The organism is Streptomyces sp. NPDC107471, from assembly GCF_055582845.1.
In genome coordinates this window covers 1-23242 of the sequence record NZ_JBVJPC010000019.1, presented here as the reverse complement: position 1 = coordinate 23242, position 23242 = coordinate 1, and the positions used below count along the sequence as shown (strand labels likewise).

The window sequence follows — 23242 nt, the reverse complement described above, 5'->3', positions numbered from 1 at the left end:
CCTGCTCCCGCTGGAGGTAGCCGTGCTGCTGGACCCGCCAGGACCGCGCGGCGCACCCCAGGGCATGCCGCACTGGTCCTACGTCCAGGCCGTCGACGACGCCCTCACCGCACGTGGCATCCCACCGGGCACGGTCCGGGCCGGCCACCATGGCCTCGATCGCGGCCTCACCTGCTACATCACCTTGGCGTGGGACGTCTCCCGCACCAGCGGCCGCGGCGGGATCCGGCTCGACTGGGAGGAACGCCAGGGCTGGTACTACGCCTTGACCGGGCTGAACGCCTACGACGTGCTGCTCTACACCGTGGTCACAGCCCTGCGCGCACCGGCCGCGGACCCGGAGAGGGTGGCCGACGTGGCGGAGGAACTGGTGCGCTTCCGCCGTCTGCCGGATGCCGAGTATCGAGAGGAGTGGGAGGGCGCGCGGGAGGTGCGGGCTGTCGCGGACGACTTCCGCCGCAGCCACCTGGGACTGGGCCCCCTGCGGCTGCCGCATGACGGGGCCGGCTCTGGGGAGGCGGCGGGCAGCGGTGTGCAGTTGACGATCGACACCAGCACCGATGGGTATGAGCAGGCGGTCGCGGCGCTGCGGGCCGCGTACGGACGCCGCTTCCCCGCGTGAGTGGTTGACCTCGTGGCGGGAGCCGGTGGGGGCGCGTGGGGCGCTGGCTGGTGCGAGAGGTGTGCGCCGGGCGGTTTCACACACCTGGACGACATCCGCGAGATCGGCAACATGCTCAAAGGCGTCGCCGACCACATCGAGGCCATCCGCCCCGAGCTCACCAAGGTCGTCGAACGCGTCGACGTCTACCTGGCCACCGCGCTTCCCGAACCGACCTCCAGGAGGGTCACCGCACCCTGCTCTAAGCAGGAAGCCGCCAGCGTCGAGCTCGCCCGGGTGGCTCTGTTCACGAGATGCGACAGCAGTTGTTCAGGACTTCGGGAGGCACGGCCTCATCTCTTGTTCGATTCTCCAGCGAAACGAGCAGCAGTGGCCGGAGCCAGAAAGAGCGGTTTCCCAGGTGACTTCCGGAGTCGGCGGTCAGTCACCGGTGCCCTTAGCGCCACGCAGAAGAGTCAGTTGCTGGTGGACGGCGCCGGTCACCCTGTTCTCGTCGCCGGTGGCCAGCAGGTCGAGCAGCGCGCCGCGCAGTACGGCCAGCGTCATCGTGCGGCGTACCACGCCCTCCTCGGTGTCCCGTTCGGCCTGCGGCTGGCAGCCGGCGAGCACGGTGAGCCAGTCCTCCACGGTGCTCCGCGCGAACCCTGCCCACGGGCCGTCGGGGTCGACGAGAGAACGGGCGTAAGCCTCGGCCCACAGGCGCAGCAGCGGACGGTGTTCGTCGGCGGCGAGCCACGCCCACACCTCCTGCGCCGCGGTGTCGAGACCGACGGGCCCCTCAGCCCGGCGGAGTCCGGCTGTGAGCGCCAGCTCTTCCGCGCGGGCTCGCTCCAGCAACGCCCGCACGAGCCCGTCCTTGTTCCCGAACAGGAACATCAGCACGCGCGTGCTGGAGCCGATCGCCTCTGCGAGCGGGCGTAGGGACAGATCGGCCAGACCGTGACGAAGGGTGTACTGGTAGGCGGCTTCCAGGAGCTCGGTCTGGCGTGCGGACGGGTTTGCGGTTTTCGCAGGCATGGGCCTAGCGTAGAGCTACTGACACAGGCGTGTCAGTAGCTGGTGCGGAGCGAATCGTTACGGAGAGTGCGCATGCAGGACGAGGCCCGACGGGAGATTGCGGTTCGCCGCGCCGACCGTCCAGGTGATCTGGGCTGGATAGTGATGGCTCACGGCGAGCTGTACGACCAGCAGTTCGGCTGGAACACGGAGTTCGAAGCCCTGGTGGCCCGGATCGTCGCCGACTACGCAACGGAGCAGTCCCCAGCGGCGCAGGCTGCCTGGATCGCCGAGGTAGACGGCGACCGGGCGGGCTGCGTCATGCTCACGGCTGGGGACCAGCCGGGAACAGCCACGTTGCGCGTCCTTCTCGTCAGTCCGAGTGCCCGCGGCCTCGGCATGGGCAGCCGCCTGGTCGAGGAGGCCCTCGCCTTCGCCCGCGCGGCCGGCTACCGGCGCGTGACACTGTGGACCACCGACAATCTGGCGTCCGCGCGCAGGATCTACCAGCACTTCGGGTTCATCCTCAGCGAGGAGAAGCCCCACCGGGGATTCGGTTACGACCTCACAGGCCAGACCTGGAGTCTCAACCTCAGCGACAGCCCGACGGAATGAAGGCGAACAGCCTTCGAGCCCCCGCACCGAAGGCTGTCCCGATCCATCCCTGCACCGTTCGATTCCTCATGCCTCCCGAAGTCGTAAACAACTGCTGTCGTAACTCGTGAACAAAGCCACCCGGGCCATCCTCACCGCACAAGCAGAAAATCAGGACCCTGCGGCGCGGCTGACGCAGTACACGGTCCGCCCGCCCGCTCTGGAGGAGGAGGGCGGGCCGGGCTGTGACTCACCAGGGTGCATGTCGTGATCACGGTGGTGGGGTGCCGTTCTGGCGGCGCCGCCTGGCGGGACGGGCGCGTAGCCGACGCCAGATGAGAGTGGTGATGGCCAGCGCCAGGCCGGCGGCGAAGTTGGCGAGGAACTGCACGACGATATCGGCCACGGCTCACACAGCCGGGCAAGTCGTAGCACGGCGGGGGGATTTGACGGTGTTTCGGCGCGGCGGCCGTTTCGGTGTGGCCATGCTGTGTCTTCTCCTGCTCGGGCGGGTGGTGGGCTGCTCGGAGGCTTGTCTCCGGCGGTCGAAGCCCCACCTTGCAGGGCCGCAGATTTTGCCGCTAGAGGAAAAAACCCCAGGTCAGACCGGAAATAAAGGAAAGAATTCCGGAGTGATGGCCTGAGGCTGCCAGGGGGGAATGCCATGTCGGAAACCTCGGACCAAGCGGGGGACGAGCCGGGAGCTGGGCCGCTGGCTGGCGGTAGTCCAGGGCGGCCGCGCAAGGCGCTGCCGCAGACGATGCCGTCGCAGCAGCAGGAGTTCGCGGACGTGGTGCGCGAGCAGATCTTCGATCGTCTGCGATCGGTGGGGTGGCCGCTGACACGGATCAGCGGCCGCCTGAATGGCACGGGAATGGGTTTCAGCGTCACAACGCTGAGCCGGATCGCGAGCGGTGAGCGGATCCCGCCGCCCGAGGTTCTCGAGGCCATCTTGGACCTGGTGGGCGAGGTGGTAGGCCAGCCCGTGCCCCGCCAGGCCCGGCAGCAGCTAATGGCGTTACGCCTCGAGGCGCTGGCCGTCGCCGCCCCCAAGCGCTACCTCGATGAGGTCAACCGTCGTCTACGCGAGGAGGCGGCGCTTCAACTGCACCGCTACACCGACCTCGACGTGTCTCCTGCCGCCGGGCACGATCTCCCTGCCACCGGTGGCGACAGCGCGGGTGAAGTACTCCCGCGGCCGGTGCAGGTGCTGCGCGCGGACACTGTCGCGCATGTCGACGACGCGATTCGGGCGGGGGTGCCTCTGCCGGCCCGGATGATGGCGCCGGAGCCTGAACCGCCCCTGACCGTGTCCGGTGTGTTGCTGGAGGTCGACGATGTGCTCCAGCATGTCGCCCGCGCACTGCATCGCGCATTCGCCCAGGACCCGGAGGCTGAGCCAGACGTCCACACTCCCCGCGGAGCCGCCCCGGCCGCGTTTCCGCCCCCCTTGCCCAGCTACGGCGGTTTCCGGGAAACAGGCGGGAACCTGCGGAGCTACGGCCCCGCCCTAAGTGTCCTGCTGGTCGTTGTGGTGTTGGTACTGGCCTATGTCTATCTCGTTCCTCTTCTCGGCAAGGAACAACCGGCCGAGGGCTCGTCCCCGCCCGCACCAACTCTGTCTGCCACCTCTACGGGTGGAACGGACGGCGGTGGCGGCGGTGCTGGCGGCACCACGCCGCAACCAGGTCCCACTCCCACACCCAATGCCAGTGACACGCGCGGTAGCAATCCGAATCCAGATCCGTCGCTGTCCGACGACTCCACCAGCTCACAGAGCACCGAACCCACTCCGACGATCACCGATCCCTTCACTGAGGAGAACACGGGCCCGGTGCTGGGCGGGCGGGGCATCAATGCCTCCCCCCGCCTCGACAGCGCCGACTGTTCTCAGCCGATCGTCTTCACGTTTAGCGCCGCTGCCCAGCGCCAGGGCACGATCGAGTACACCTGGCATCCAGACGACCAGCTCATCGCACGCGGAGTGCAGGACCGTCCCGGAACCATGACCTTCACCGCCACCAACGAACAACACGACCAGTTCAGCGTCCATCTGACCGGTACTCAGTCGGGCGAACGCATCCAAGGCGGGATGACCGTAGAGGTCACCTCCCCTGAAGCAGATAGAGGCACCAATGGCGATGTCTTCGACATCACCTGCCTGTGACAGCCGTGATCACGACACTGCGAACGCCGATCCCCCCGTACTTGCGCGGGCCCGGGCCACCGCGCGGGTCACATGCTCCGGCTCAGGTCCCAGGGGACTCTGCCGCCTGGGGCCTGGACGGGGCGCCACACGGGCGCTGAAGGGCCGTCCTGAAGCAGGTCGGTCAACGGGGCCACGAGGACGGGAACCTCGCGCAGGAAGGCGTACAGGGCCAGTTCTCGGGTGGCCGCGCGCAGGGCTCCGATCCGGTTCTCGACGCCGGCAGGGCCGGTGCCGTCCAGGACGAACAGCAGCCGCGGGAACACCGGGTAGCGCCGCTTCCAGGCCTCCACTCCCGGCTCCTGCATGGTGGGCCGGCGCCCCGGGACCGTGGGCACATAGGAGTGAAGGCGGGCGTACGAGGTGAGCTTGGCGGCGAGCCGCTCAGGGCCCATGGTGGCGCGGTCGACCTCGACGAAGGCCCGCAGCATCGGCCCGCCCTCGCCGCCGACCGGGCCGCGCCGGTAGTACAGGAGGGCATCGGGGATGACGGCCTCGCCCTTGCCGACCGGGTGGTGGACCTCGGTCAGCCAGTCCAGCGGCCGGCACACATCGCCGCGGCGGCGCGCGTCCTGGAGGAAGGCCAGCCCGGTCTCGGTCACCGTCAGCGCGTGCCCGACCTTGAGGCGCACGGCGGTCGGATCGGACACCGCCCTGGAGGGCCGACGGCCGCGCAGCTCGGGCCACTCCCCGGCGACCCGCACCCCGTAGCGGGTGGGGAACCACACCCGTCTGCGTCCGGCCTGCGGCAGCGTGACCCGGTCGATGAGCCCCTCCTGGCGCAGCCGGGCCAGGCGCCGCCGCGTCTGCTCGATCCGCACCCCGGGCGCGACCACCCAGTGCATCTGCTCCGTGGTCGCCATCCGGTACTGCACCAGCACCGCCAACGCCAGATGGTCCCCGCCGCCCGCGTCCACACTGATCATCGCGATTTGCTCGCTTCCCGTCCGGCACGGCGCAGCCTCAGCGCCGCGTGTACCGGCAAGGTCAGCCGCCGGGCCCGACCAGAAGGGCGACCAGGAAGGCCCGACCACGGTCACGAAGCCACAACACTGCCGACGACCACGCCCACATCCCCGCCGACAACCCGGCCGACAACCCTCCGCACTCTCTCCCGCGCCGCCCGCGAATCCGCAGGTCACCACGTTGGTACGGCCGTGGTCGGGAGGCCGACATCCCCTCTACGCCCCCAAGTCCACGCCCAAGCCGGAAGGAAGAAGAAAAGTGGGTGGGTGGGACAGGGCCAGCGGGCGGGCGAGGGGATCGGGCGCCGCGGGTGTTGCTCGCGCGCGACGGCGGGGCCGCGCGCGAGGCCGGGCAGAGCAAGCTGCCCGGCCCGGGGCAACGGAGGGAGGGGCGAGGCGCTACAGGCGCGGACCCGTACAAGATTCCACACACCACATCCCGGTCCGAGAACGGCCCCGGATGCCGGAACCGCCGCACGCTGTGTCGGCAGGGGTGCATGCCGCCCGACAGGTCATCCGACACGATCCATAAACACGATTCGGAGGTCATCGAAACCTGGGTGGCCGTCCTTCGGCTCCAACTACGTTGAATCGCAAGCAATCCAGCGAAGGCAAGGCGTGAGCTGTTCGTCCATCGATGGTGGCGTGCGGGACAGTCCCAGGAACCTGCCCGCTGCGCCTTTCCGCACCATTCACGCCGACCTTTGCGAAAACCTGTACAGGAGCGAGGTCTAATGCAGTCAATCAAAAGGTTTGGGAGCCGCACGGCAATGGCGGTCGCTCTTGGAGCCTCCGCATTCCTCATTGCCCCCACCAGTGCTTCCGCAGCCGAGACCCAGGTCCAGTACTGGACCTACAAGTGCGACTACGGGAGGGCCTGCGTCCACCACACCGACGGGAACGTCTGGAACATCGAATCGTGCGGAGTAAGTGGCCTCAACGACAGGTTCAACTACGCCAAGGCCCACGGTAACCCGTTCACGATTTGGTTCGACTCTCCCCCCGGCTCAACGAGTTCAATTTATATACCGGCATGGAGCGAGAGGAGTATCCCTACGTATCGGGCGTACCGCGTCCAGGTCTATTGCTGAGTCTGGCAACGAATCGACAACGGCGAGCCCCTGCTACACAGCAGGGGCTCGTTTTCGTTCATGCGATGTGCCGGTTTGGTGTCGGTGGGTGGGTGTCAGTGACGGCACGTCAGAGCTGGGTGTTTTCGCTGGTGGGGTGTTGAGGAGGGCGGAGTCACTGCCGTGGGGCGGTGTGTGCGGCAGCCGTGGCTGCCATGGGCCGGTACACCCCGCTCCGCTCCACTGTCTTGGGAACGGCACTTCTGATCCTTCCGAGCGTTGCGCGGCGGCACGGTGGCCGGTGTCGGGTTCGCGCGTCGGAAGGGTGCGGGGTGGGGGAGCCGGGCGCGTGGGGCGAGGTCACGGCGGGGTTGAGGGTGTCCAGGCCGGTGCTGGTGGCGCGGTTGCTGGAGCTGGATGCGGCGGGGGCGTTGACGACGGCGCATGTGCGGGCGGGCGCCCAGGTCGGTGGGGTGAATGCGCGCACGGTGTGGCGCTGGCTGGATGCGGCGCGGACGGAGGGCCGCCTGGAGGCCAGGCCGCGGGCCCGGCTGGAATTGTCCGACCAGGCGTGGGCGGTGCTGGCCCAGGCGGGCGGGAACGTGGCGGCGCTGCACCGGCATCTGAAGGAGACCGACGGTGAGGTGCCCTCGCTGGCCTCGTTGCACCGGGTGGTGCGGCGGGATGTGCAGGCCGGCCGGGTATTGCCGGACCGCGCGGTGGCGCGGCGGGAGCGGGATGAGCAGCAGACGCGGCAGGCCCTGGCTGACCTCGCCCTGGCCGGGGTGGGCGAGGGCGGCGCGGTAACGACGTCTGCGCCACCGCCACCGCGCCTCCTACCAGAGGCAACCAGCGGCTTGCCGGTGGGGGAGAGCGGCGCGTGGGCGGGTGTGGTGTTGCCGGCGGGTGCGCGGCTGGTGCGGACGTCGTCGGTGGGGGCGGTGGCCGAGGCGGTCGGGCAGGCGATGGCGGTTCAGGGCGCGGTGTGTGTGTTCGGCGACCCGGGCCGGGGCAAGACCGCGGCCGTGCGGATGGCGCTCCATCAAGTGCTCCCGGGTTGGCTGGTGACGTGGGTGCCGGTACCGGTGCGCCCGTCGGTGGCCGGTATGAGGCGTGCGGTATTCGACGCGCTGGCGCTGGCGGGCCGCTTCCCGCACACGTCGGCGCTGGCCGACGCCGCGGTCGCGGGGGCCTTGAGTGAGGCGCGGGTGTTGGTGGTCGATGAGGCGCAGCGCCTGCCCGTGCCGTGCCTGGAGTACCTGCAGAGCCTGTGGGACCACCCCGGTACCCGGATCACGCTGGTGCTGGTCGGGGCGGGCAGCGAGCGGGCGCTGTCCCGGCTGCCGCAGCTGGCATCACGGGTCGGCGCGTGGCAGGAGGTTCCACGCTTGACCGGAGCGGAAGTGGCGACCGTGGTGACTGGCTTTCATCCGCTGTGGCGCACCGTACCGGCGTCGGAGCTGGCGTGGATCGACCGGTCGTGCGCGCACGGCACGTTCCGCAGGTGGGCCGCTTTGACTGCGCACCTGCAGAACGCGCTGCTCGCCACCGCTGACACATCCGTCGACCGGGCCCTGCTGCGGCGGCTGTTCAAGCGGGTCGCGCCGCCCCTGTGAACGGTGCGCTCCGGCAAGAGACGGGAGGGCGGTTGCATGCTCCCGGCCACCGGCAAGCACACGAAGTCCCACCCGCGTGAGGGGAGCTGACATGAATGACGGCGACGTCATCCGCCCAGAGGGCGGTCTGCCTGCGGCGTCGAGGACGGCGCTGCGCGGTCCTGCGGTGCGGCGGCTGCTCGCCCTGCGGGCGGGGAAAGGACTGACGGCCGGTCATGTCCGCGTGGTTGCAGACGCGCTGGGGGTGTCGGAGCGCACGGTGTGGCGGTGGCTGGCCGCAGCCGGCCGCGACGAAGCCGCAGCCGACGAACCGGGGTCCCGGGCCCAGACCAGCACGAGGTTCACGATCACGCCCGAGGTCCGTGGCTTGTTGGCGCTGTGGAAGGGCAACGTGCGGGCCGTCCACCGGGAGCTGGTCCTGCGCGCGGCCCGGCAGTCTCCGCCTGGTGGTGCACCGTCGCTGACCACGCTGCACCGGGCGATCCGGCGTGATCTGACGCCGGGGGAGCGGGCGGGGCTTGCGGGTGGGGAGCGGGCGGCGCGCAAGCATGATGTGTTCCTGGCCCGGCCGCGGGGCTGGCGTAACCAGGTATGGGAGACCGACCACATGCAAGCCCTGGTGTTGGTCGACGTCGAGGGCAGGGCCCGCCGGCCGTGGATCACCTGGTTCACCGACTGCGCGACGAACGCGATCACCGGGGTCGCGGTCACGCCGGTGTATCCGTCGCGGGAGTCGGTGCTGGCCGCGCTGCGCTCCGCGGTCCTGCGCGAGGAGCCCTACGGCCCCTTCGGGGGTCTGCCCGAGAAGGTGAGGGTGGACCGTGGCAAGGACTTTCTGTCCCGGACGGTGACGGCCGCGTTCGATCTGCTGGATGTGACGGTGGAGGATCTGCCCGCCTACACCCCGCACCTCAAGGGCACCGTGGAGGGCCTGAACCGGGCGGTGGAGAGCATGTTCCTGGCCGCGCTGCCCGGCTACGCCCGCCAGCCGCGCCCCGGCAAACGCCCTTCCCGCCCCAAGGACGAGGCACTGCTCGGCTTCGAGGAGTTCACCGCCCGGCTGCTGGCCTGGACGTCGTGGTGGAACACCGAACATCAGCCCGCTCCGTTGCGAGGCAGGACCCCGCTTCAGGCGTGGCAGGACGATCCCACCCCGCTGCGGGACGTGCCGGCCGCGGATCTGTGGACGTTCACCCTGGAGGACGCCGGCACCCGCACGCTGACCACCCGCGGCATCCGCTTCCGAAAACGCGACTACGTGGGTGCGTGGATGACCGGCCAGGCCGGCATCCAGGTCCGCGTCCGTTTCATGCCCCACCACGACCACCGCATCGAGGTCTACCACGCGGCCACCGGCCGCTACCTGGGGCCCGCGGACCTGGCCGACCAGGCCACCGACGAACAGATCAGCGCCGTACGCCGGGCGCGGGCGGCCCGCTCCCGCCGCCTGAAGAAGGACCTTCAGGCCGTCCAGCGCGAGCGCTACGCCGCGGTGAACCAGCCTGCCGCACCCCAGTTGCTGGGCGCGCTGACCGGTGCGCAGGCCGAGGCCGAACTCGCCCAGGCCGCCGGCACCAGCCTGTCGGATCTGGCCCTGCCGGACCTCATCCCGCCCGCCGCGCCCCCGGCCGACTGGCGCACCCCACCGTCCCTCGCCACCCGCACCGCACTCGGCCGGCCTGCTTCCCACCCGTCCGAACCAGCCCCTGGGCGGCTGCCCGGACCCACCGCAGACCCTGCTGAAACCGGAGACGCCTCGTGACCGCGGCCAGCTACCAGTACGTCGACCTGCCGGATGCGTCCGTGGTCACCACCCGCGCCCTGCTCACCGCCCGGGACAACATCACCGACACCGTGGATGCCCGCGCCATGATGTGCATCCACGGCGGCGCCGGCTTCGGCAAGACCCTCGCGGTCAACATCTGTCTGCGCGAACTCGAGCACGAGGACGTCCGCAAGATCACCTTCCGGGCCCGTCCCACCGCCCGCGCGGTCCGCTACGAACTGTTCACCGCGCTCGACCTGGCCGGTGAACCACCGCGCCACCCCAGCGAGTTCGACCGCCTGCTGAAGACCGCCCTGGCCGAACGCCCCCGCACCTTCCTGGTGGACGAGGCCCAGTGGCTCAATGGGGAGGCGTTCGAGTACTTCCGCTACCTGTGGGACGAACCCTCTACCCAGCTCGCGATCATCTTCGTCGGCGGTGAGGGCTGCCACACCGTGCTGCGCCGCGAACCGATGCTCTCCTCCCGCGTCTTCATCTGGCAGCACTTCACCCGCCTCACCCCCAGCGAGGTCCTCGAAGCCATCCCCCTGTTCCATCCGATCTGGGCCGACACCGACCCCGACGACATCACCTTCGCCGACCAGCACGCAGCACACGGCAACTTCCGCGCCTGGGCCCAGCTGACCGCCCACACCCGAACCGCACTCGCCCGCACCGGCCGTCCCCGGGCGGACCGGGACCTGCTGCGCTGGGCCTTCAGCCGCCTCGCATGACCGCCACGCCCCCCTTTTCCGTACCCGTCCCTCCACCCGGGACCTCCGCCACCACCCGACGGAGCGCCTAACCGATGCTCACCTGCCCCGAACCGCTGCCCCCGATGGTGGTTTTCGACCCTGACGACGACGCCGCACACACCCGCGCCGCCCTGCTCATGCACCATCCGGCAGCCGGCCGCGCCACAGTCCATCCCACCCCTGGCACCGATTCCACCCTCACCCTCGCCCACAACCTCCTCGACGCCCTCGGCAAGACCACACCCGTCCCCGGCTACCGCGCCACCGACCCCGCCCCCCTCTGGACCCTCGCGGCGGCCTGGACCCTGGCACTGCCCGTCACCCACCTGACCGTGCTGCGCGCCCACCTCCTGTCCACCCGCGCCCTGGACGACCTGCTCGCCCTGCGCGCACATACCGGTGTGCGCCTCCACCTGGTCTGCCACCAGCCCAAACTGTCCGCCGCCCTCGAGCGGGCCCTGGCACGCACCGGCTACGACATGGCCGACGCGGACGCCGTCCTGCGCCAGGACGACCAGGACCCACCGAACACGCCGCGACCACGGCAAGCCGCCCCGCACAGCGGAGAGTGGATCGACCTCCCGGCCCTGACCACCCTGACCTCCTACGAATCCAGCCCCGCCTGCGTGTGCACCCCACCCACTGCGGCCGAGCGTGGCTTCCGCCCACCGCTGCTTCCCACCCGTATCGCCACCCAGGTCGCGCAGCGCCTGTCCCGCACCCCTCACCCCCACCTGGCCGCTCATCTCGCAGCAGCCGTCGTCACCGCCGCCTCCACGAGCCAGCTGGACACCGCCCGCGTCCTGGACCTCGCCCTCGACGGCACCACCCTGGCCCTCCACGACCGCCACAACGTCCGCCAAGGCTGCACCACCCACCCCGTGCCCCTCTGGGCCCAACCCCTCCTGCGCGCCACGGCGTTCACCCACCTCCTCGCCACCGCAGAGCGCAGCAGCCCCCTGTTCGCCGACCCCCTTCATGCCCGTGGCCTGCCCTCCTTGAGGGACTTCGCCGAATGCCTCAGACTCCGCCCGCCACAGCCCCCGCCTCCATCGAGGAGGCCCCGCAGGGGGCAACAGCCGACGGCCACGATCTGGCCCGTCAGCGGAGCGCACCACACCCGGCGCTGGGCCGCCGAGGAGAACATGCAGGGCTGCCCCCAGCCCCCGGGCCACCGAACCTAACTTTTGAACATCATGCGGCCGGCCTGCCACTGCCCGGGCCCGCGTGCTTCCACCCCGCCCGGCGATCTCTCCCTTGCTGCCGACGCGCTCCGCGCGGCACGGGAGGCACCCGGGGAGGGGGAACGTGGCGGAAGCTGCGGATGTACTACTGCAGTTCTGGCGTGAGCAGCGGGATCAGGCCCGTCAGTCGGAGAACCAGCGGGCCGCGATGACGAATATGTCAGCACGTCGGGCGCGCGGGCGCGTCCGACCACCCTCACCCCGCGCACACCGCCGACCACCACACCTACGGCGACCCCGCCGTCCGCCTCGCCGGGTACACGTCCGCGACGGACTCCCGGCAAGGCATGAGTGGTAGGCGCGGGCCGAACGCAACGAGCCCCGGTCGCGAGACGCGATCTTGAGGCTGGTTCTGGCCTGCGTGGCGCGGTGATGACGTCCCTACGCAGTTGTCGGGGAGGCGCTGTGGTGGTCTTGGTGAGGGTGGACTAAGTTGGAATGACAGTGTGGCTGTCATCGCGGGGAGTGGCGTGGACGATGTTGAGCGGGATTTCAATGCCGAGATTGGGCGCCGGGTGCGCGTGGCGAGAGTGCGGGCGAAGCTGACGCAGGAGTTGCTGGCCCGGAAGGCGGGCCTGACGCGCGGGTCGATCACGAACATCGAGTCCGGCGCGCAAGCTCCTCCGCCGTACCGGCTGGTGCTCCTTGCGTCAGCGCTCGAGGTCGAGCCGGCTGACCTCCTACCGGATCTGCAGGAGCCCGGCCAGGTGAACGGGCTTCCGGACCATCTTGCGAACGCGGTGGCGTCTGTGGCGTCAGAGGCGTTTGAACGGAGAGTGCGCGATGGCCAGGTCTGACGCGGCGGCCAAGGCGCTGCTGACGCAGTTCGGCATCGACGAGGCACCCATCGATCCCATGCTGATCGCGGAAAAGCTGGGTGTGCTTGTCGTCCCGCAGGAGATGCCGGATGACGTCTCTGGCATGCTGCTGCGCCGGGGAGACGAGCAAGTCATCGGTGTGAACCAGAAGCACCCCGTGAATCGGCGGCGTTTTACGGTGGCTCACGAACTCGGGCACCTGCGGCTGCATCGCGGCCGTCCGCTGATCCTGGACACCGATACCCGTGTCAACTTCCGTGACACGGTCTCGAGCATGGCCACGGATCGTGAGGAGATGGAAGCCAACCGTTTCGCGGCGGCTCTGCTGGCTCCTGAGCCCCTGATGCGTCGCGCAGCACGCGAGGCCGAGTTCCGTACGGCCCAGCAGTTGGTGCAGCTCATGGCCGGGCGCTTCGAGATGAGCGAGATGGCCATGAGCTACCGGCTGATCAATCTCGGCATCATTGCGGGTCCCGCGACGTAAAGCTCTACCTGTGTCGCTAGAAGGCCGCCCGTCACCCCGGGCGGCTTTCTTGTATAAACATACGACAGTGAAACTGTCGCTCAAAAAAAGTTGTCGACGGGGTGCTGTACGTGCTGTCCTGGGTGTGGCGGGGCCGATGTGGCCCTGAAGAAACAGGAGGTACGTCATGCCCGGCAAGGCGAGTAAGGCGAGTGGGGCCGGTGGGAAGCGTGGTCGGAGCGCGGTCACGGGCCGGTTCGTGAAGCAGTCGACGGTACGTAGGCACCCGTCGGCGACGGTGAACGAGCGCGCGTCGCGCGGCTCGAAGAAGAGCAAGTAGGCGGGCTTCGAGCCCGCCTTTCGCATATACCAGCCCGCTGCGGCGGGCCGGAGGAAGGAGAGGTGGTCGTCATGACTACGGCAGACATGCAGCACGAGGAGACCGGCGGCAAGACAGTGACCGTCACGGTGGACGGCGAGCCGGTGGAGGTGCCGAAGCACACGACGCCGAACGCGGTCCTGGGCCTGGCCGGTATCGACGCGGGCACGCACTACCTGGTCCGGATCACCGGCAGGCATCAGCACTCGTTCGCCGGCCGTGGGGAGGAGGAGATCACGGTGTATGAGCGGGAGACGTTCGTGTCGGTCTCCACCGGCCCGACTCCGACCGCATGACTGCGGTGATGCCGGAGGCGGGGCCCGCGGGGATGCTCGCGGGCCTGCGTCGGGCTGGCTTCACGGTGGAGCAGAGCGGCAACTTCGCGGTCTTCGACTACCTTGTCGAGGTCGGCCCGCAGGCTGGGATGACGGTGCGCATCGGGCTGGAGCTGGTGCCGGACTGGCCGCTGTCGGCCCCGCACGGCCCGCACATCAGCCCGCGCCTGGGACACCCGCACGGTGCGGTGCACAACTCTCCGCTCGGGCAGGAGTGGGAGCACTGGAGTCGGCCGCCCGCCGACTGGGCGCAGGACCGCACGGTCCGCGGCTATCTGCGGCACCTGCGCACCCTCTTCGCGCAGATGGAGAACGGGCCTACGACGTGATCACCCGCTTCTCGGTCGCCATGACCAGCGAGGTCGCTCAGCACCTGACGGATCACCTGCGCCGTGCGGACGGGCAGGAGGACTGCGCCTTCGTACTGTGGCGGCCGAGCACCGGTGCCAGCCGCACCACCGCGCTGCTCACCGAGGTGGTGCCGCCGCAGGACGGCGAGCGGATCGTGCACGGCACGGTGGACTTCACCAGCGCCTACTTCCTGCGCGCCGCCGCCCTCGCAGCCGAGAACAGCTGCGGGCTCGGCTTCATCCACGCCCACCCCAAAGGCAGGGGATGGCAGCGCCTGAACGCCATCGATCACGAGGCTGAGGCGTCCTTCGCCGCGCAGACCCAGGTGATCACCGGCCGTCCGCTGGTCGGTCTGACCTTCGCGGGCACGGATGCAGGATTCGGTGCCCGCATCTGGCAGCAGCAGGCTCCCCGCCGCTACGCACCCACTGAGGCGGAGAGCGTCCGTGTGGTCGGTGGCCGCCTGACGGTCACCTTCAACAACCGCCTCGTGCCCGTACCGCCGGCCACGAACCGGCAGCTGCGCACCGTTTCCGCCTGGGGACAGACAACCCAGGACGACCTGGCGCGCCTGCACGTGGGTGTCGTCGGATGCGGCTCGGTCGGCATGCTCGTCGTCGAAGCCCTGGCCCGTACCGGAATCCAGAACTTGAGTCTGTTCGACTTCGACACCGTCGAGGAGGTCAACCTCGACCGGCTCCTGCACGCCGCGATCCGCGACGTGCACTTGCACCGGGCCAAGGCCCGCCTCGCTGTCCGTAGTGCCCGCCGCGCGGCCACCGCCACGAACTTCCAGACGACGCCGTACGAGCTGAGCGTGGTCGAGCCGGCCGGGTTCGCCGCCGTGGCCGACTGCGACGTGATCTTCTCCTGCGTCGACCGGCCCTGGCCCCGCGCCGTCCTCAACCTCCTCGCCTACGCCCACCTCATCCCCGTCGTCGACGGCGGCATCGCCGTCGACGCCCGCGGCGGACGCCTGCGCGGCGCCGAATGGCGCGCCCACATCGCCGCCCCCGGACGCGCCTGCCTGGAATGCCTGGGCCAGTACGACCCCGCCCACGTCCAAGCCGAACGCGACGGCTCCCTCGACGACCCCGCCTACATCACCGGCCTGCCCGCCGACCATCCGCTGCGCCGCAAGGAAAACGTCTTCGTCTTCTCCGCCAGTGCCGCGGCCGCACAGCTCAACCAGTTCCTCACCATGACGACCGCGCCGGGCGGGATCGCCGACACCGGCGCCCACCTGTACCACCTGACCACCGCCACCCTCGACCACCGCGAAGACGGCTGCGAGACGAGCTGCCCCTACGACGGCATGCTACGGGCGCTCGGCGACGATGCTCCCGTCACCGTCACGGGACGGCATCCGGCCGCTGAACTAGCTCGTACTACTCGTGCCCGTGCGGTGCGTCACTGGCCTCTCCGAGCCTGGCGCGCTGTCGACGACCTCCTGCATCGACTTCGCTGAGATACCTGGTCAGAAGATCGGGAGGACCACACATATGCGCGTGCTCCATAGACCACGGGTCTTGCCGCCAGCACCTCAGTGCGGTGCGACCGAGCCGACTTCCCGGGTGCCGCTGTCGTCCAACCGGACGTGGTCGGGTAGTTGCGGATCTGCCCGGACTGAAGGCCGGTGTGGACAGTGATGGCACGGAGCCGGCGGCTCGTGTCGGTGGGCAGCGCGGGCCGCCCCGAATCGACTCCCCATTCCTATTCGAATGCATTGATGACAGCGTCAATGATGGCCCGTACGCCGGACCAGTCCTGGGTGTCGATGAGTGAGGATCCGTCCTGCGCCCGGGCGTTTACGACGTGCCGTCGTGCCGGGCGGGGGAGTTGCGGCACGTCCACAGCCGCGGCACACCGGCGGTCGGGAGACCGTAGCTGGCCGCCACCTGGTTGATCAACGACGCGTTCAGCTCCACGGCCAGCGGCACGGTTCGCGACACACCAGCCGTCAATACCTCACCTCACCCCGATACCCTATTCACGTTCTGACCGAATTCGCCGATGCACCGACCGAAACAGGGACGGCATCTCACCGCGAGCAACGATGCCTCTGGCTGGGACACGCAGGCGGCATGCGTACGTCAGTCGGGCCGCTCGGAAGGCGGGCGGTGTCCTGGCCGGTTGAGGCTGACGGTAAGCCAGGGGTCCACGTGCACCAGGAAGTTGGTGTGCCCGTCGTCCACCGAGCCCGGCAAATGGTGCTCCTGGGCGCGTTGCCAGATCTCCTGCGGATGCTCTGAAGACAGGCGTAGCTGTGCGCGTGGCGCTGAGGCTGCGGGAGGAACAGCGGAGGCGTCCTCGGCGATGACGAGATTGCCATAGGCGACCCAGGTCTGCCCGTAGCGATCTGGGTGCAGGCCAAAGACCAGGTTCAGGACCTGTCGCACGCGCTGCACGTCGGTCACGGCCAGATAGGCGCCCTGCAGTTGTGCGCTGGGCGGGCGCGGAGGCGTGGCGTGCGGGGGCGAGACACGGTGCACGGAATGCAGGAGGTGTAGCCGTTGCCCGTCGTCGGTGATCAGCAGGGCCTGGCGTGCTGCCCATTGCCCTGCATGTGTTTCTTCGTGGTCTTGGACCTGGGCGGTGCGCAGGTAGGGCATGGGGATGACGCTTCCCGGTACAGCGTCGGCCAGTTGGTCATTGAACTCGGCCAGCGCTGCGCGGGCCTGTTCTCGCGAGGGTGGCTGTACGCGAGGCAGTGAGGATGGGGTCAGGAGGTCCTGTGCGAGAGCTACCAGCAAGGGTCGGTCTTGAATGTTGCGGCCATTGGAGCCCAGCCATTCTTGTCCTAGTGCTGCTCCCAGCAGGCTGCCCGTCATGGAGGCGAGCGTGTCGGTGTCCGCACCCTCCAGACGGGCGGCGGAAGTGAGGGCGTGCTCCGGGCTGGCGGCCGAGCGGGCGGCGAGGTAGGCGGCTGCGACGGCGCACAGAGTCCCGGAACCGCGAGACTTACCGGTGAGGCCCTGAGACTTCAGGAAGGCGCTCGGCGCGCTCACGGCGCCGCCCCTGAGTTCCTTGTGCGCGAGTGCGAGGAGTTCCTCGACTTCGCGGCCGGTGGTCAGCCACAGCCGGTCGAAGGGATGCTCAAGAGTGTGTGAAGCGCGGTTCTTCCACTCGTCCTCCAGCGCTTCGAAGACCGGCTTTTGCCACTGCGCGGCATTGTCCAGGAGGGCTTCAACCAGCCATCCGTAGGACAAGGGGGCGGGCTGGCGCATGCTCAGCCACAAGGCATGGGCGTGGACGATGGCACCGAGAAGTGCTCGGGGATGGCCATGCGTGGTGGCGGCGTCGCGGACAACGTCGACGGCGAGGTCGTCGAACCGGGTGTCCGCGTGATGGCGGATGACGTGCGGTGCTACCCGCATCGCGGCACCGTTGGCGCCGGTGTCGAAGTACTTGTGCACGTCGCTGCTGGCGACGGTCCATGGGGAACGTCCCTGGGCCCAGGCTTTGCAGGAGCGTTTGACGCTGGCACCCGCGCCGCGTTCGTAGGACGGTAGGAGAGGCCATTCGACGCGTTGTAGCCAGGTGAGCCAGTCGTCGCCGGCCGTAAGCAGGGACCGTCCGACCGCGATGATCATCTGAGTGTCGTCGCTGTAGTCACCGGCCTTGACCACCTCGGTAAACGGTCGAAACCGGTTGCCCGCCATGCGTTCCCAGGTGACGAACTGATTGAGGCCGCTGTCCGCCAACAGGCGGCGGGTTCGGTCTCGACGCTCGTACGGCCAGCCCAGGGCATCGCCGACGGCGGCAGCCAGCACCATGCCGACGGCACGATCAAGCCAGGGATGCGGCTGCGGTTCACGGTTCACGGGGTCACTCTGCCAGAGTCGGTCAGGGGATGAAGGGGAGCTCCGCGGGGCGGTGTCCAGCCCGCACGGTCTGGCTCAGCAGATACTTGTCGAACAGGGTAGGGGCGATGATCAGCGGCGGTAACACCGTGCCCATATCGAGGTGCTGAGTGAGCCGGTAGCGTTCGAGCTCGGCCTGCGCAGCATCTTTCACGACGACCCCGTGCACGTGGCTAAGCGGAATCGGGCCGGGGAGCAGGACCTCGGCCTGGTCGTCGGTGGGCCACCAGTCGGGATGCCGGTTGGTGCGGACTCGCCTGGCGTTCCCGGAAACGGCGGCCTGGAACAGGCCAGTGAAGGCGGCGAAGCCGCTGCTGATGCCGCCTCCCAGGCCTCGAGCAGCGTTGTAGGGGCAGAATTTCGCTCCCGGCAGCGCAAGCAGCGCAGGATCCAAGAGCAGAACGACCCAATCCTGGAAGTGCGGATCCTCGGCTCTGGCCCGGTCCAGGTACCACGTATTGGGGTACTCGATGCTGCAGTTTATGTGGTCCGGATAGCCGTCCAAACGGGCCCGGTCTGTAGGCCTGAACCCCTCAGTGCCAGCCCGCAGGGTCAGCGCATCGCGTATCTCACCGGTGGCCAGGATGTGGGCCAGATTCGCGGACTTGGTGAAGTGACACAGCCGCGTTATCCCGCGGCGCTGTGCTTCGGCCCAGATCTCGTTCATGACGGGAGCCTAAGGAAGAGATCTGACGCTTCGTCGGGCAGCAGCGGCGTCAACGCGCCCGAACGCAGAATGATCAATCCGGTACGGGCACGGGTCACCGCCACATACAGCTGGCGCGCCTCGCGGGCCTTGGCCTCCTCCAACCCGTGCGACTCGACCTCGGAGGCTTTGGGTAGTTCGTCCGCGTCACACAGCGGCAAGATCACCGAGTCGAACTCCAGGCCCTTGGCCGCCGAATAGGTGCCGTAGTAAACGCCTGGACCTGACGGCCACACCGTCAGGTCTCGGTGCAGTCTGCTGATGCGGTGCCGCGAGTCCAGGTGACGCAGCAGCTCGCTCTCCTGCCCGCGGGTGCGCATGAGAACAGCGACCTGCTGGTCTGCTGCCAAGCCGTTGGCGAACTCCGCTGCGCGGCGGATCTGTTCCACCTTGCTGGCTGCTGTGACGATCGTGGGCTGGGGGCCGTCAGCGGTCGGAGCCTTGGGCTGGACCAGGTCGACCTCGTCACGGAAGTGCGGCATGTCGGAGATAGCCTGGGCAAGCTGGGCGATTTGGCGGCTGTTGCGGTAGTTCTGCTCGAACTCGACCTGCCGGGTAACCCTCAGGCCCAGGGAGCGCCACGACATGCGGCTGCCGTAAATCTGCTGGGCGTAGTCCCCGAAGAACGACAATGATCCGTCGGCAGGTATCGCTGCGGCCAACGAGCGAATCATCTCGGGGGTGAAATCCTGGCCTTCGTCCACCACGACGTGCTTGTAGCGGCGAGCAGTAACATCCGCTGCGAGCGCCGCTCGTACCACGGAGGGCAGATCATCCCAGTCCTGGCCGTAGCCGGCCTGGGTGCGTAGCTCGATATACCGGCGGTACACGTCGTAGACCACTGCCCTGTCCGCGGGGGCCAAGGCCGTCCCCCTGCCGATCCGGCGTGCACCGTTGACGTAGGCGTCTTCGCCGGTGACGCCGTGACCGGCCATCCAGTGCAGTTCGTCCATGAAGAAGCCCAGCGGTCGGCTGGCCACCGCCCGACGGCTGTTGTTGCGGACCTCGGCCAGTGCCTTGTCGACCAGGGACTGCTTGCTCGCGCAGATGGAGACGTGCTGCCCGGTCGCGTATTTGAGGTAACCCCGGGCGAACAGATGGTAGTTCTCCACGGTCAGATGCGGGCCGGAGGCGCCGATGGCCCGCAGATACGTGACCAGCGCCCGGTTGAAGGTGACCAGCAGCGTTCGGCCTCCGATCCCCGGTGCCTCGGACAGATAGCGGGCACGGTGTACCGCCATAGTCGTCTTGCCGCTGCCTGCGGTTCCCAAGACCACCAGATGGCCTTGCGCCGTCAGATACACCACTTCACGCTGCTGGCCCTGCGGCTCAGGAAGTGCCCCCATTGCGACAGTATGGCGCACGCAATACCCCAGTGCCCATTGTCGGGGGAATCTCGCTGTCATCTGCACGCATCCGACGCTCACGCAGCTTGCTGCCGCCGCACCTCAGCAAGCCACGGGTGCATTACGTCGACCATTTCAGGCCGAGGGCGGCCAGTGCCGCGCGTCGCTCCGCGGACAGCTTTCCGACCCGGCGGCGGGTGTTATCCAGGAATGACCCCAGCCGGACTGCCACCTCCTGGCTGCCACTGGCGTCTCCGTCCGTTCCCACGGTGATCGTTTCGATGTGCTTGCGCGGGACCTGGAGGTGGCCTTCGCGTGCGTGGTACTGGCGGGCCGCAGCAAAGTTCATCGCCCACCGGTCATCCTGGCTGCGCCGCACCGGCACCACTGCCTCGTCCTCGCCCGCGGGCTCAAGACCGAGGGTCTCCAGCAGATACTGCTGCGCCGGCGCCAACCGGTCCCACCCAGCCCGCTGCCCAGCCACCCAGGCTCCGAGGTCTTCGCCTTGCACGATCACCTTGCCCGCCCCATCGGGCAGCACGCCGCCGGCTTGCACGTGGGCGCGGGCGAGCCGGTAGCAGCGTTGCCAGGCGACGTCCCACCCCTCTGGCGCCCACCCGGGATCGATCTCCGCGAGGGCCTCCATACGGCTCTCTGAGAGCTCCCCGGCAGAGGAGATGCCCGTTTCCCCGTTCGCGCGGCGTACGGCGTTCTCACGCGTCCTTTTGGCCGCGGCACGCTGATTCTTGAGCCAGGTGCCCAGGGGAAAGCCGCCCCAGACGACGGTGGCGCCGGGCAGGCAGTGCCCGTGGACGGCTGCGTAGTCGCGGGCGACGGCGAGGCCGGCGTCCCACGCGGACGCGTGTACCGACCAGACCATGCCGAGCTGCTCCAGCTCGGTCACGCGCGAGGCTTCCAGCGTGCCCTCGCGGTAGTACCGGCGCTGATCGGCCAGCCACACCCCCAGCGGATGTCCGCCGATGCCCGCCCCCCAGTCTTCAGGCGTGACGTACGTGAATGACACGCGCAGCTCGCTCTCACCGGTCTCGCGCAGCCACCGCCTGGCGGCCTCGATGCCGCGCCGCCAGTACGCGCCTTCGGGGTTGATGACCCGCAGTCGCACGAACTGCGCAAGGGCGGCGGGGTCGCGTTGTTCGCTGAACCGCAGCACGCCCGCTGCCGAAGCTCCCACTGCCGGAACGATGTCCTGCTCCTGGACCTCCTGGCCCCCGTCCTCGCCGGCGTCGTCGTCCTGGCCCGTCTCACCCTCGCTCAACTCGCCGATCTCACCGTCGCCTTCGGCGGCGGGGCGGCTGTTGCGCAGCCGGGGATCAGCGAGCGCCTCGATCGTCTGCGCATCGTGCGCCCGCAGAGCTCCGAGGACCTTCGACAGGCTGTTGTAGGCATCCGAGGTGAGGAGCTCATTCGGATCTTCGTCCGGTCCGAGAAAAACGGGAACGATCAAGGTGGCCAGTTTCCCGTGATCGGGATTGAGTCGCAGGGCGCGCCCCACCATCTGCACGATGTCGACCATTGACCCGCGTGCGTCCGCGAAAAGGACAGCGTCGCATTCGGCAGTATCTACGCCTTCTCCGAGAACACGCACGGAGGAAAGCACCCGCAATTCCGCCCGCACATCACGACCCTCGAATTCAGGCCCGCCCAGGAATTCGGAGGCGAATTCATCCAGCACCTGACGACGGTGACCGGGGGCGTGTTCGCCGTACAGCCAGTCCGCCCACACCTGCTCCGCGGGTGGGTAGGTGTCGGGATCGGCCTCAGCGAGCCGGCCCGCGGTCACCGGCACCGAGGCCGCCATCGCCTCCGCCTCACCCACCCGACTGTGGAAGCTGAGCACGCGACGGAAGCGCTCCGTGACGGCAGCACGCATCAGCCCCGTCTGCACAGCCGCCAACCGCGCCCCACGCACCGCGTCCGAACCGGTGTCCTCGCTCGTTAGCGCCGCGTACAGGCCGGGATCGCGGATGTCGAGGCACAGCACCTGATACGGCGCCACAATGCCCCGTCCGACCGCCTCCGACAGCGACAGCCGAAAAGCCACCGGCCCGAAAACGGGGGAGCCATCCTCCATCGACGCCACCAACCGCGGCCGCTCGCCCTCGGCCTCCCACACCCGCGGCGTCGCCGTCATGTACAGCCGGCGCTCCGCGGGCAGTTGGACCTGGTCGTGCACGGCCGCCCACGGCCGCGCACCATCCCCACTGGTCCTGTGCGCCTCATCAATGATCATCAGGCTCCACACCCCCAGCCCAGCAGCGTGCGCACGCTGAAGAACCCCCATGCCGACCGAGGCGTAGGTGGCGAAGACAGTCACCGTCTCCAGCCCGCGCATCCACTCCACGAGCTCATCCGGATCCGTGGTACACGGCAGACCCCCACTCTCCTCCGCCCGCAACGAGCACACCCCCACCATCGCGCCCGACCGCCCCGCACGGCGCCACGCGCCGGCCATCTGCGTCAGCAAGTCCAGCGTCGGCACCAACACGAGAACACGCCGAGCCGAAAGCCGCTGCGCCGACTCTGCGGCGATGAGAGTTTTACCGGAGCCAGTGGCCGCGATTACCTGCGTCCTCAGCCCCTCGGAAGGCATACGGCCACCGGGCGGAGTGCCGAGAATGCGGACCACATTTTCGACGGCCTCGACCTGATGTGGGCGCAATTCCATCTGACTCACGGAGCCTCGCATTCTCGAACTTCTGGAGGGACTCAACTGCTATCCCAGAACTGATCCGGTACCCAAAATGATGACTTCTATCTGACGAAGCCACCTAAAGGTATAGGTACCCTGTCATTATCCCAAAGCCTAGCCGAGATGAAGAGTGACGCACTGTCTCTGCCAGGAAGTGACCAGAAGTTATCGGAGGCGACCGCCCGGCACGCCTGACGCAGCGTCACTAAGACAGGCCACCCCTGCATGTCGCCGCCGCTTTCCTGACGCGCCCGGAGGGTGCGTCAGGTCCCGTACTGGACTGCGGAGCAGGCCGGTACGGGACGGGTTCGGCCGGAGGCCGGGCCCCCGGATCACGGAGTGATCCGGTAGGCGGAACGGAGTTCCGCCGTTATTCCGGCGAAGCCGGAATCCGCCGCGTAGCGGCGGCGCGTCGTGTCTGCGGAGCAGACCGCGCGC

20 protein-coding genes are annotated in these 23242 nt (G+C 68.9%); 12 read left to right on the top strand and 8 right to left on the bottom strand.

What is annotated here, in order from left to right; genetic code table 11:
* The first annotated feature begins 22 nt into the window (after nucleotides 1-22).
* Nucleotides 23-622, top strand: a complete 600-nt coding sequence (locus tag ACZ66S_RS39065; RefSeq protein WP_469906338.1) for a DUF6292 family protein — start codon at nucleotides 23-25, stop codon at nucleotides 620-622.
* A gap of 420 nt (nucleotides 623-1042) precedes the next feature.
* Here the strand turns inward: ACZ66S_RS39065 and ACZ66S_RS39060 are convergent, their stop codons facing one another.
* Nucleotides 1043-1639: a TetR/AcrR family transcriptional regulator gene (locus ACZ66S_RS39060; RefSeq protein ID WP_469906337.1), complete on the bottom strand. Its 597-nt coding sequence runs from the start codon at nucleotides 1637-1639 to the stop codon at nucleotides 1043-1045.
* Between the two features lie 42 nt (nucleotides 1640-1681).
* On the opposite strand from ACZ66S_RS39060, the gene ACZ66S_RS39055 reads away from it, so the two are divergent.
* A complete protein-coding gene (locus ACZ66S_RS39055; RefSeq protein ID WP_469906336.1) occupies nucleotides 1682-2233 on the top strand; it encodes a GNAT family N-acetyltransferase in 552 nt (183 codons plus the stop codon).
* Nucleotides 2234-2483: 250 nt separating this feature from the next.
* On the opposite strand, the gene ACZ66S_RS39050 is transcribed toward ACZ66S_RS39055, so the two are convergent.
* Nucleotides 2484-2618, bottom strand: coding sequence for a hypothetical protein (locus ACZ66S_RS39050; protein ID WP_469906335.1), 135 nt, complete (start codon nucleotides 2616-2618; stop codon nucleotides 2484-2486).
* Nucleotides 2619-2972: 354 nt separating this feature from the next.
* On the opposite strand from ACZ66S_RS39050, the gene ACZ66S_RS39045 reads away from it, so the two are divergent.
* Complete coding sequence (locus ACZ66S_RS39045; protein WP_469906334.1) at nucleotides 2973-4379, top strand: hypothetical protein; 1407 nt, start codon at nucleotides 2973-2975, stop codon at nucleotides 4377-4379.
* Nucleotides 4380-4447: 68 nt separating this feature from the next.
* Here ACZ66S_RS39045 and ACZ66S_RS39040 read toward each other — a convergent pair whose 3' ends face one another.
* Nucleotides 4448-5344 (bottom strand): replication-relaxation family protein, encoded by an 897-nt coding sequence (locus ACZ66S_RS39040; protein WP_469906333.1) that lies wholly within the window; start codon nucleotides 5342-5344, stop codon nucleotides 4448-4450.
* A 1498-nt stretch (nucleotides 5345-6842) separates the two neighbouring features.
* Between ACZ66S_RS39040 and ACZ66S_RS39035 the strand changes: the two genes are divergently transcribed.
* The 9 genes from ACZ66S_RS39035 to ACZ66S_RS38995 all read left to right on the top strand — a co-directional run bounded on the left by ACZ66S_RS39035 (nucleotide 6843) and on the right by ACZ66S_RS38995 (nucleotide 15647).
* Entirely contained in the window at nucleotides 6843-8069 is a 1227-nt protein-coding gene (locus ACZ66S_RS39035; RefSeq protein WP_469906332.1) for an AAA family ATPase, read from the top strand.
* A 166-nt stretch (nucleotides 8070-8235) separates the two neighbouring features.
* Nucleotides 8236-9831, top strand: a complete 1596-nt coding sequence (locus ACZ66S_RS39030) for a transposase (RefSeq protein WP_469906394.1) — start codon at nucleotides 8236-8238, stop codon at nucleotides 9829-9831.
* On the top strand, nucleotides 9828-10568 hold the full coding sequence (locus ACZ66S_RS39025; protein WP_469906331.1) for an AAA family ATPase: 741 nt from the start codon (nucleotides 9828-9830) through the stop codon (nucleotides 10566-10568). The genes ACZ66S_RS39030 and ACZ66S_RS39025 overlap by 4 nt, the downstream gene beginning before the upstream one ends.
* A 74-nt stretch (nucleotides 10569-10642) precedes the next feature.
* Nucleotides 10643-11773, top strand: a complete 1131-nt coding sequence (locus tag ACZ66S_RS39020; protein ID WP_469906330.1) for a hypothetical protein — start codon at nucleotides 10643-10645, stop codon at nucleotides 11771-11773.
* Between the two features lie 530 nt (nucleotides 11774-12303).
* Nucleotides 12304-12630: a helix-turn-helix domain-containing protein gene (locus ACZ66S_RS39015; protein ID WP_159044333.1), complete on the top strand. Its 327-nt coding sequence runs from the start codon at nucleotides 12304-12306 to the stop codon at nucleotides 12628-12630.
* Nucleotides 12617-13135, top strand: a complete 519-nt coding sequence (locus tag ACZ66S_RS39010; protein ID WP_053849671.1) for an ImmA/IrrE family metallo-endopeptidase — start codon at nucleotides 12617-12619, stop codon at nucleotides 13133-13135. Before ACZ66S_RS39015 ends, ACZ66S_RS39010 begins: the two co-directional genes overlap by 14 nt.
* Nucleotides 13136-13525: 390 nt before the next feature.
* Complete coding sequence (locus tag ACZ66S_RS39005) at nucleotides 13526-13789, top strand: hypothetical protein (protein ID WP_469906329.1); 264 nt, start codon at nucleotides 13526-13528, stop codon at nucleotides 13787-13789.
* Nucleotides 13786-14157: a hypothetical protein gene (locus ACZ66S_RS39000; protein ID WP_469906328.1), complete on the top strand. Its 372-nt coding sequence runs from the start codon at nucleotides 13786-13788 to the stop codon at nucleotides 14155-14157. The genes ACZ66S_RS39005 and ACZ66S_RS39000 overlap by 4 nt, the downstream gene beginning before the upstream one ends.
* A complete protein-coding gene (locus tag ACZ66S_RS38995) occupies nucleotides 14154-15647 on the top strand; it encodes a ThiF family adenylyltransferase (protein WP_469906327.1) in 1494 nt (497 codons plus the stop codon). Before ACZ66S_RS39000 ends, ACZ66S_RS38995 begins: the two co-directional genes overlap by 4 nt.
* Before the next feature lie 340 nt (nucleotides 15648-15987).
* On the opposite strand, the gene ACZ66S_RS38990 is transcribed toward ACZ66S_RS38995, so the two are convergent.
* The 5 genes from ACZ66S_RS38990 to ACZ66S_RS38970 form a co-directional block, all read right to left on the bottom strand.
* The gene (locus tag ACZ66S_RS38990; protein ID WP_469906326.1) at nucleotides 15988-16131 is read right to left on the bottom strand and encodes a hypothetical protein; all 144 of its coding nucleotides are present in this window, start codon (nucleotides 16129-16131) and stop codon (nucleotides 15988-15990) included.
* A 141-nt stretch (nucleotides 16132-16272) separates the two neighbouring features.
* Complete coding sequence (locus tag ACZ66S_RS38985; protein ID WP_469906325.1) at nucleotides 16273-18003, bottom strand: ADP-ribosylglycohydrolase family protein; 1731 nt, start codon at nucleotides 18001-18003, stop codon at nucleotides 16273-16275.
* Between the two features lie 22 nt (nucleotides 18004-18025).
* Nucleotides 18026-18709, bottom strand: a complete 684-nt coding sequence (locus ACZ66S_RS38980; protein WP_469906324.1) for a DarT ssDNA thymidine ADP-ribosyltransferase family protein — start codon at nucleotides 18707-18709, stop codon at nucleotides 18026-18028.
* The gene (locus ACZ66S_RS38975; RefSeq protein WP_469906323.1) at nucleotides 18706-20094 is read right to left on the bottom strand and encodes a 3'-5' exonuclease; all 1389 of its coding nucleotides are present in this window, start codon (nucleotides 20092-20094) and stop codon (nucleotides 18706-18708) included. Before ACZ66S_RS38975 ends, ACZ66S_RS38980 begins: the two co-directional genes overlap by 4 nt.
* Nucleotides 20095-20215: 121 nt before the next feature.
* The gene (locus ACZ66S_RS38970) at nucleotides 20216-22780 is read right to left on the bottom strand and encodes a helicase associated domain-containing protein (protein WP_469906393.1); all 2565 of its coding nucleotides are present in this window, start codon (nucleotides 22778-22780) and stop codon (nucleotides 20216-20218) included.
* Nucleotides 22781-23242 lie beyond the last annotated feature (462 nt).

Excerpts from the sequence above, each read along its gene's own strand:
- ACZ66S_RS38970 (WP_469906393.1), bottom strand. The coding sequence starts at position 22,780 with ATGGAATTGCGCCCACATCAGGTCGAGGCCGTCGAAAATGTGGTCCGC.
- ACZ66S_RS39010 (WP_053849671.1), top strand. The coding sequence starts at position 12,617 with ATGGCCAGGTCTGACGCGGCGGCCAAGGCGCTGCTGACGCAGTTCGGC.
- ACZ66S_RS39005 (WP_469906329.1), top strand. The coding sequence starts at position 13,526 with ATGACTACGGCAGACATGCAGCACGAGGAGACCGGCGGCAAGACAGTG.
- ACZ66S_RS39000 (WP_469906328.1), top strand. The coding sequence starts at position 13,786 with ATGACTGCGGTGATGCCGGAGGCGGGGCCCGCGGGGATGCTCGCGGGC.
- ACZ66S_RS39060 (WP_469906337.1), bottom strand. The coding sequence starts at position 1,639 with ATGCCTGCGAAAACCGCAAACCCGTCCGCACGCCAGACCGAGCTCCTG.
- ACZ66S_RS39040 (WP_469906333.1), bottom strand. The coding sequence starts at position 5,344 with ATGATCAGTGTGGACGCGGGCGGCGGGGACCATCTGGCGTTGGCGGTG.
- ACZ66S_RS38980 (WP_469906324.1), bottom strand. The coding sequence starts at position 18,709 with ATGAACGAGATCTGGGCCGAAGCACAGCGCCGCGGGATAACGCGGCTG.
- ACZ66S_RS39045 (WP_469906334.1), top strand. The coding sequence starts at position 2,973 with ATGCCGTCGCAGCAGCAGGAGTTCGCGGACGTGGTGCGCGAGCAGATC.
- ACZ66S_RS39020 (WP_469906330.1), top strand. The coding sequence starts at position 10,643 with ATGCTCACCTGCCCCGAACCGCTGCCCCCGATGGTGGTTTTCGACCCT.
- ACZ66S_RS38975 (WP_469906323.1), bottom strand. The coding sequence starts at position 20,094 with ATGGGGGCACTTCCTGAGCCGCAGGGCCAGCAGCGTGAAGTGGTGTAT.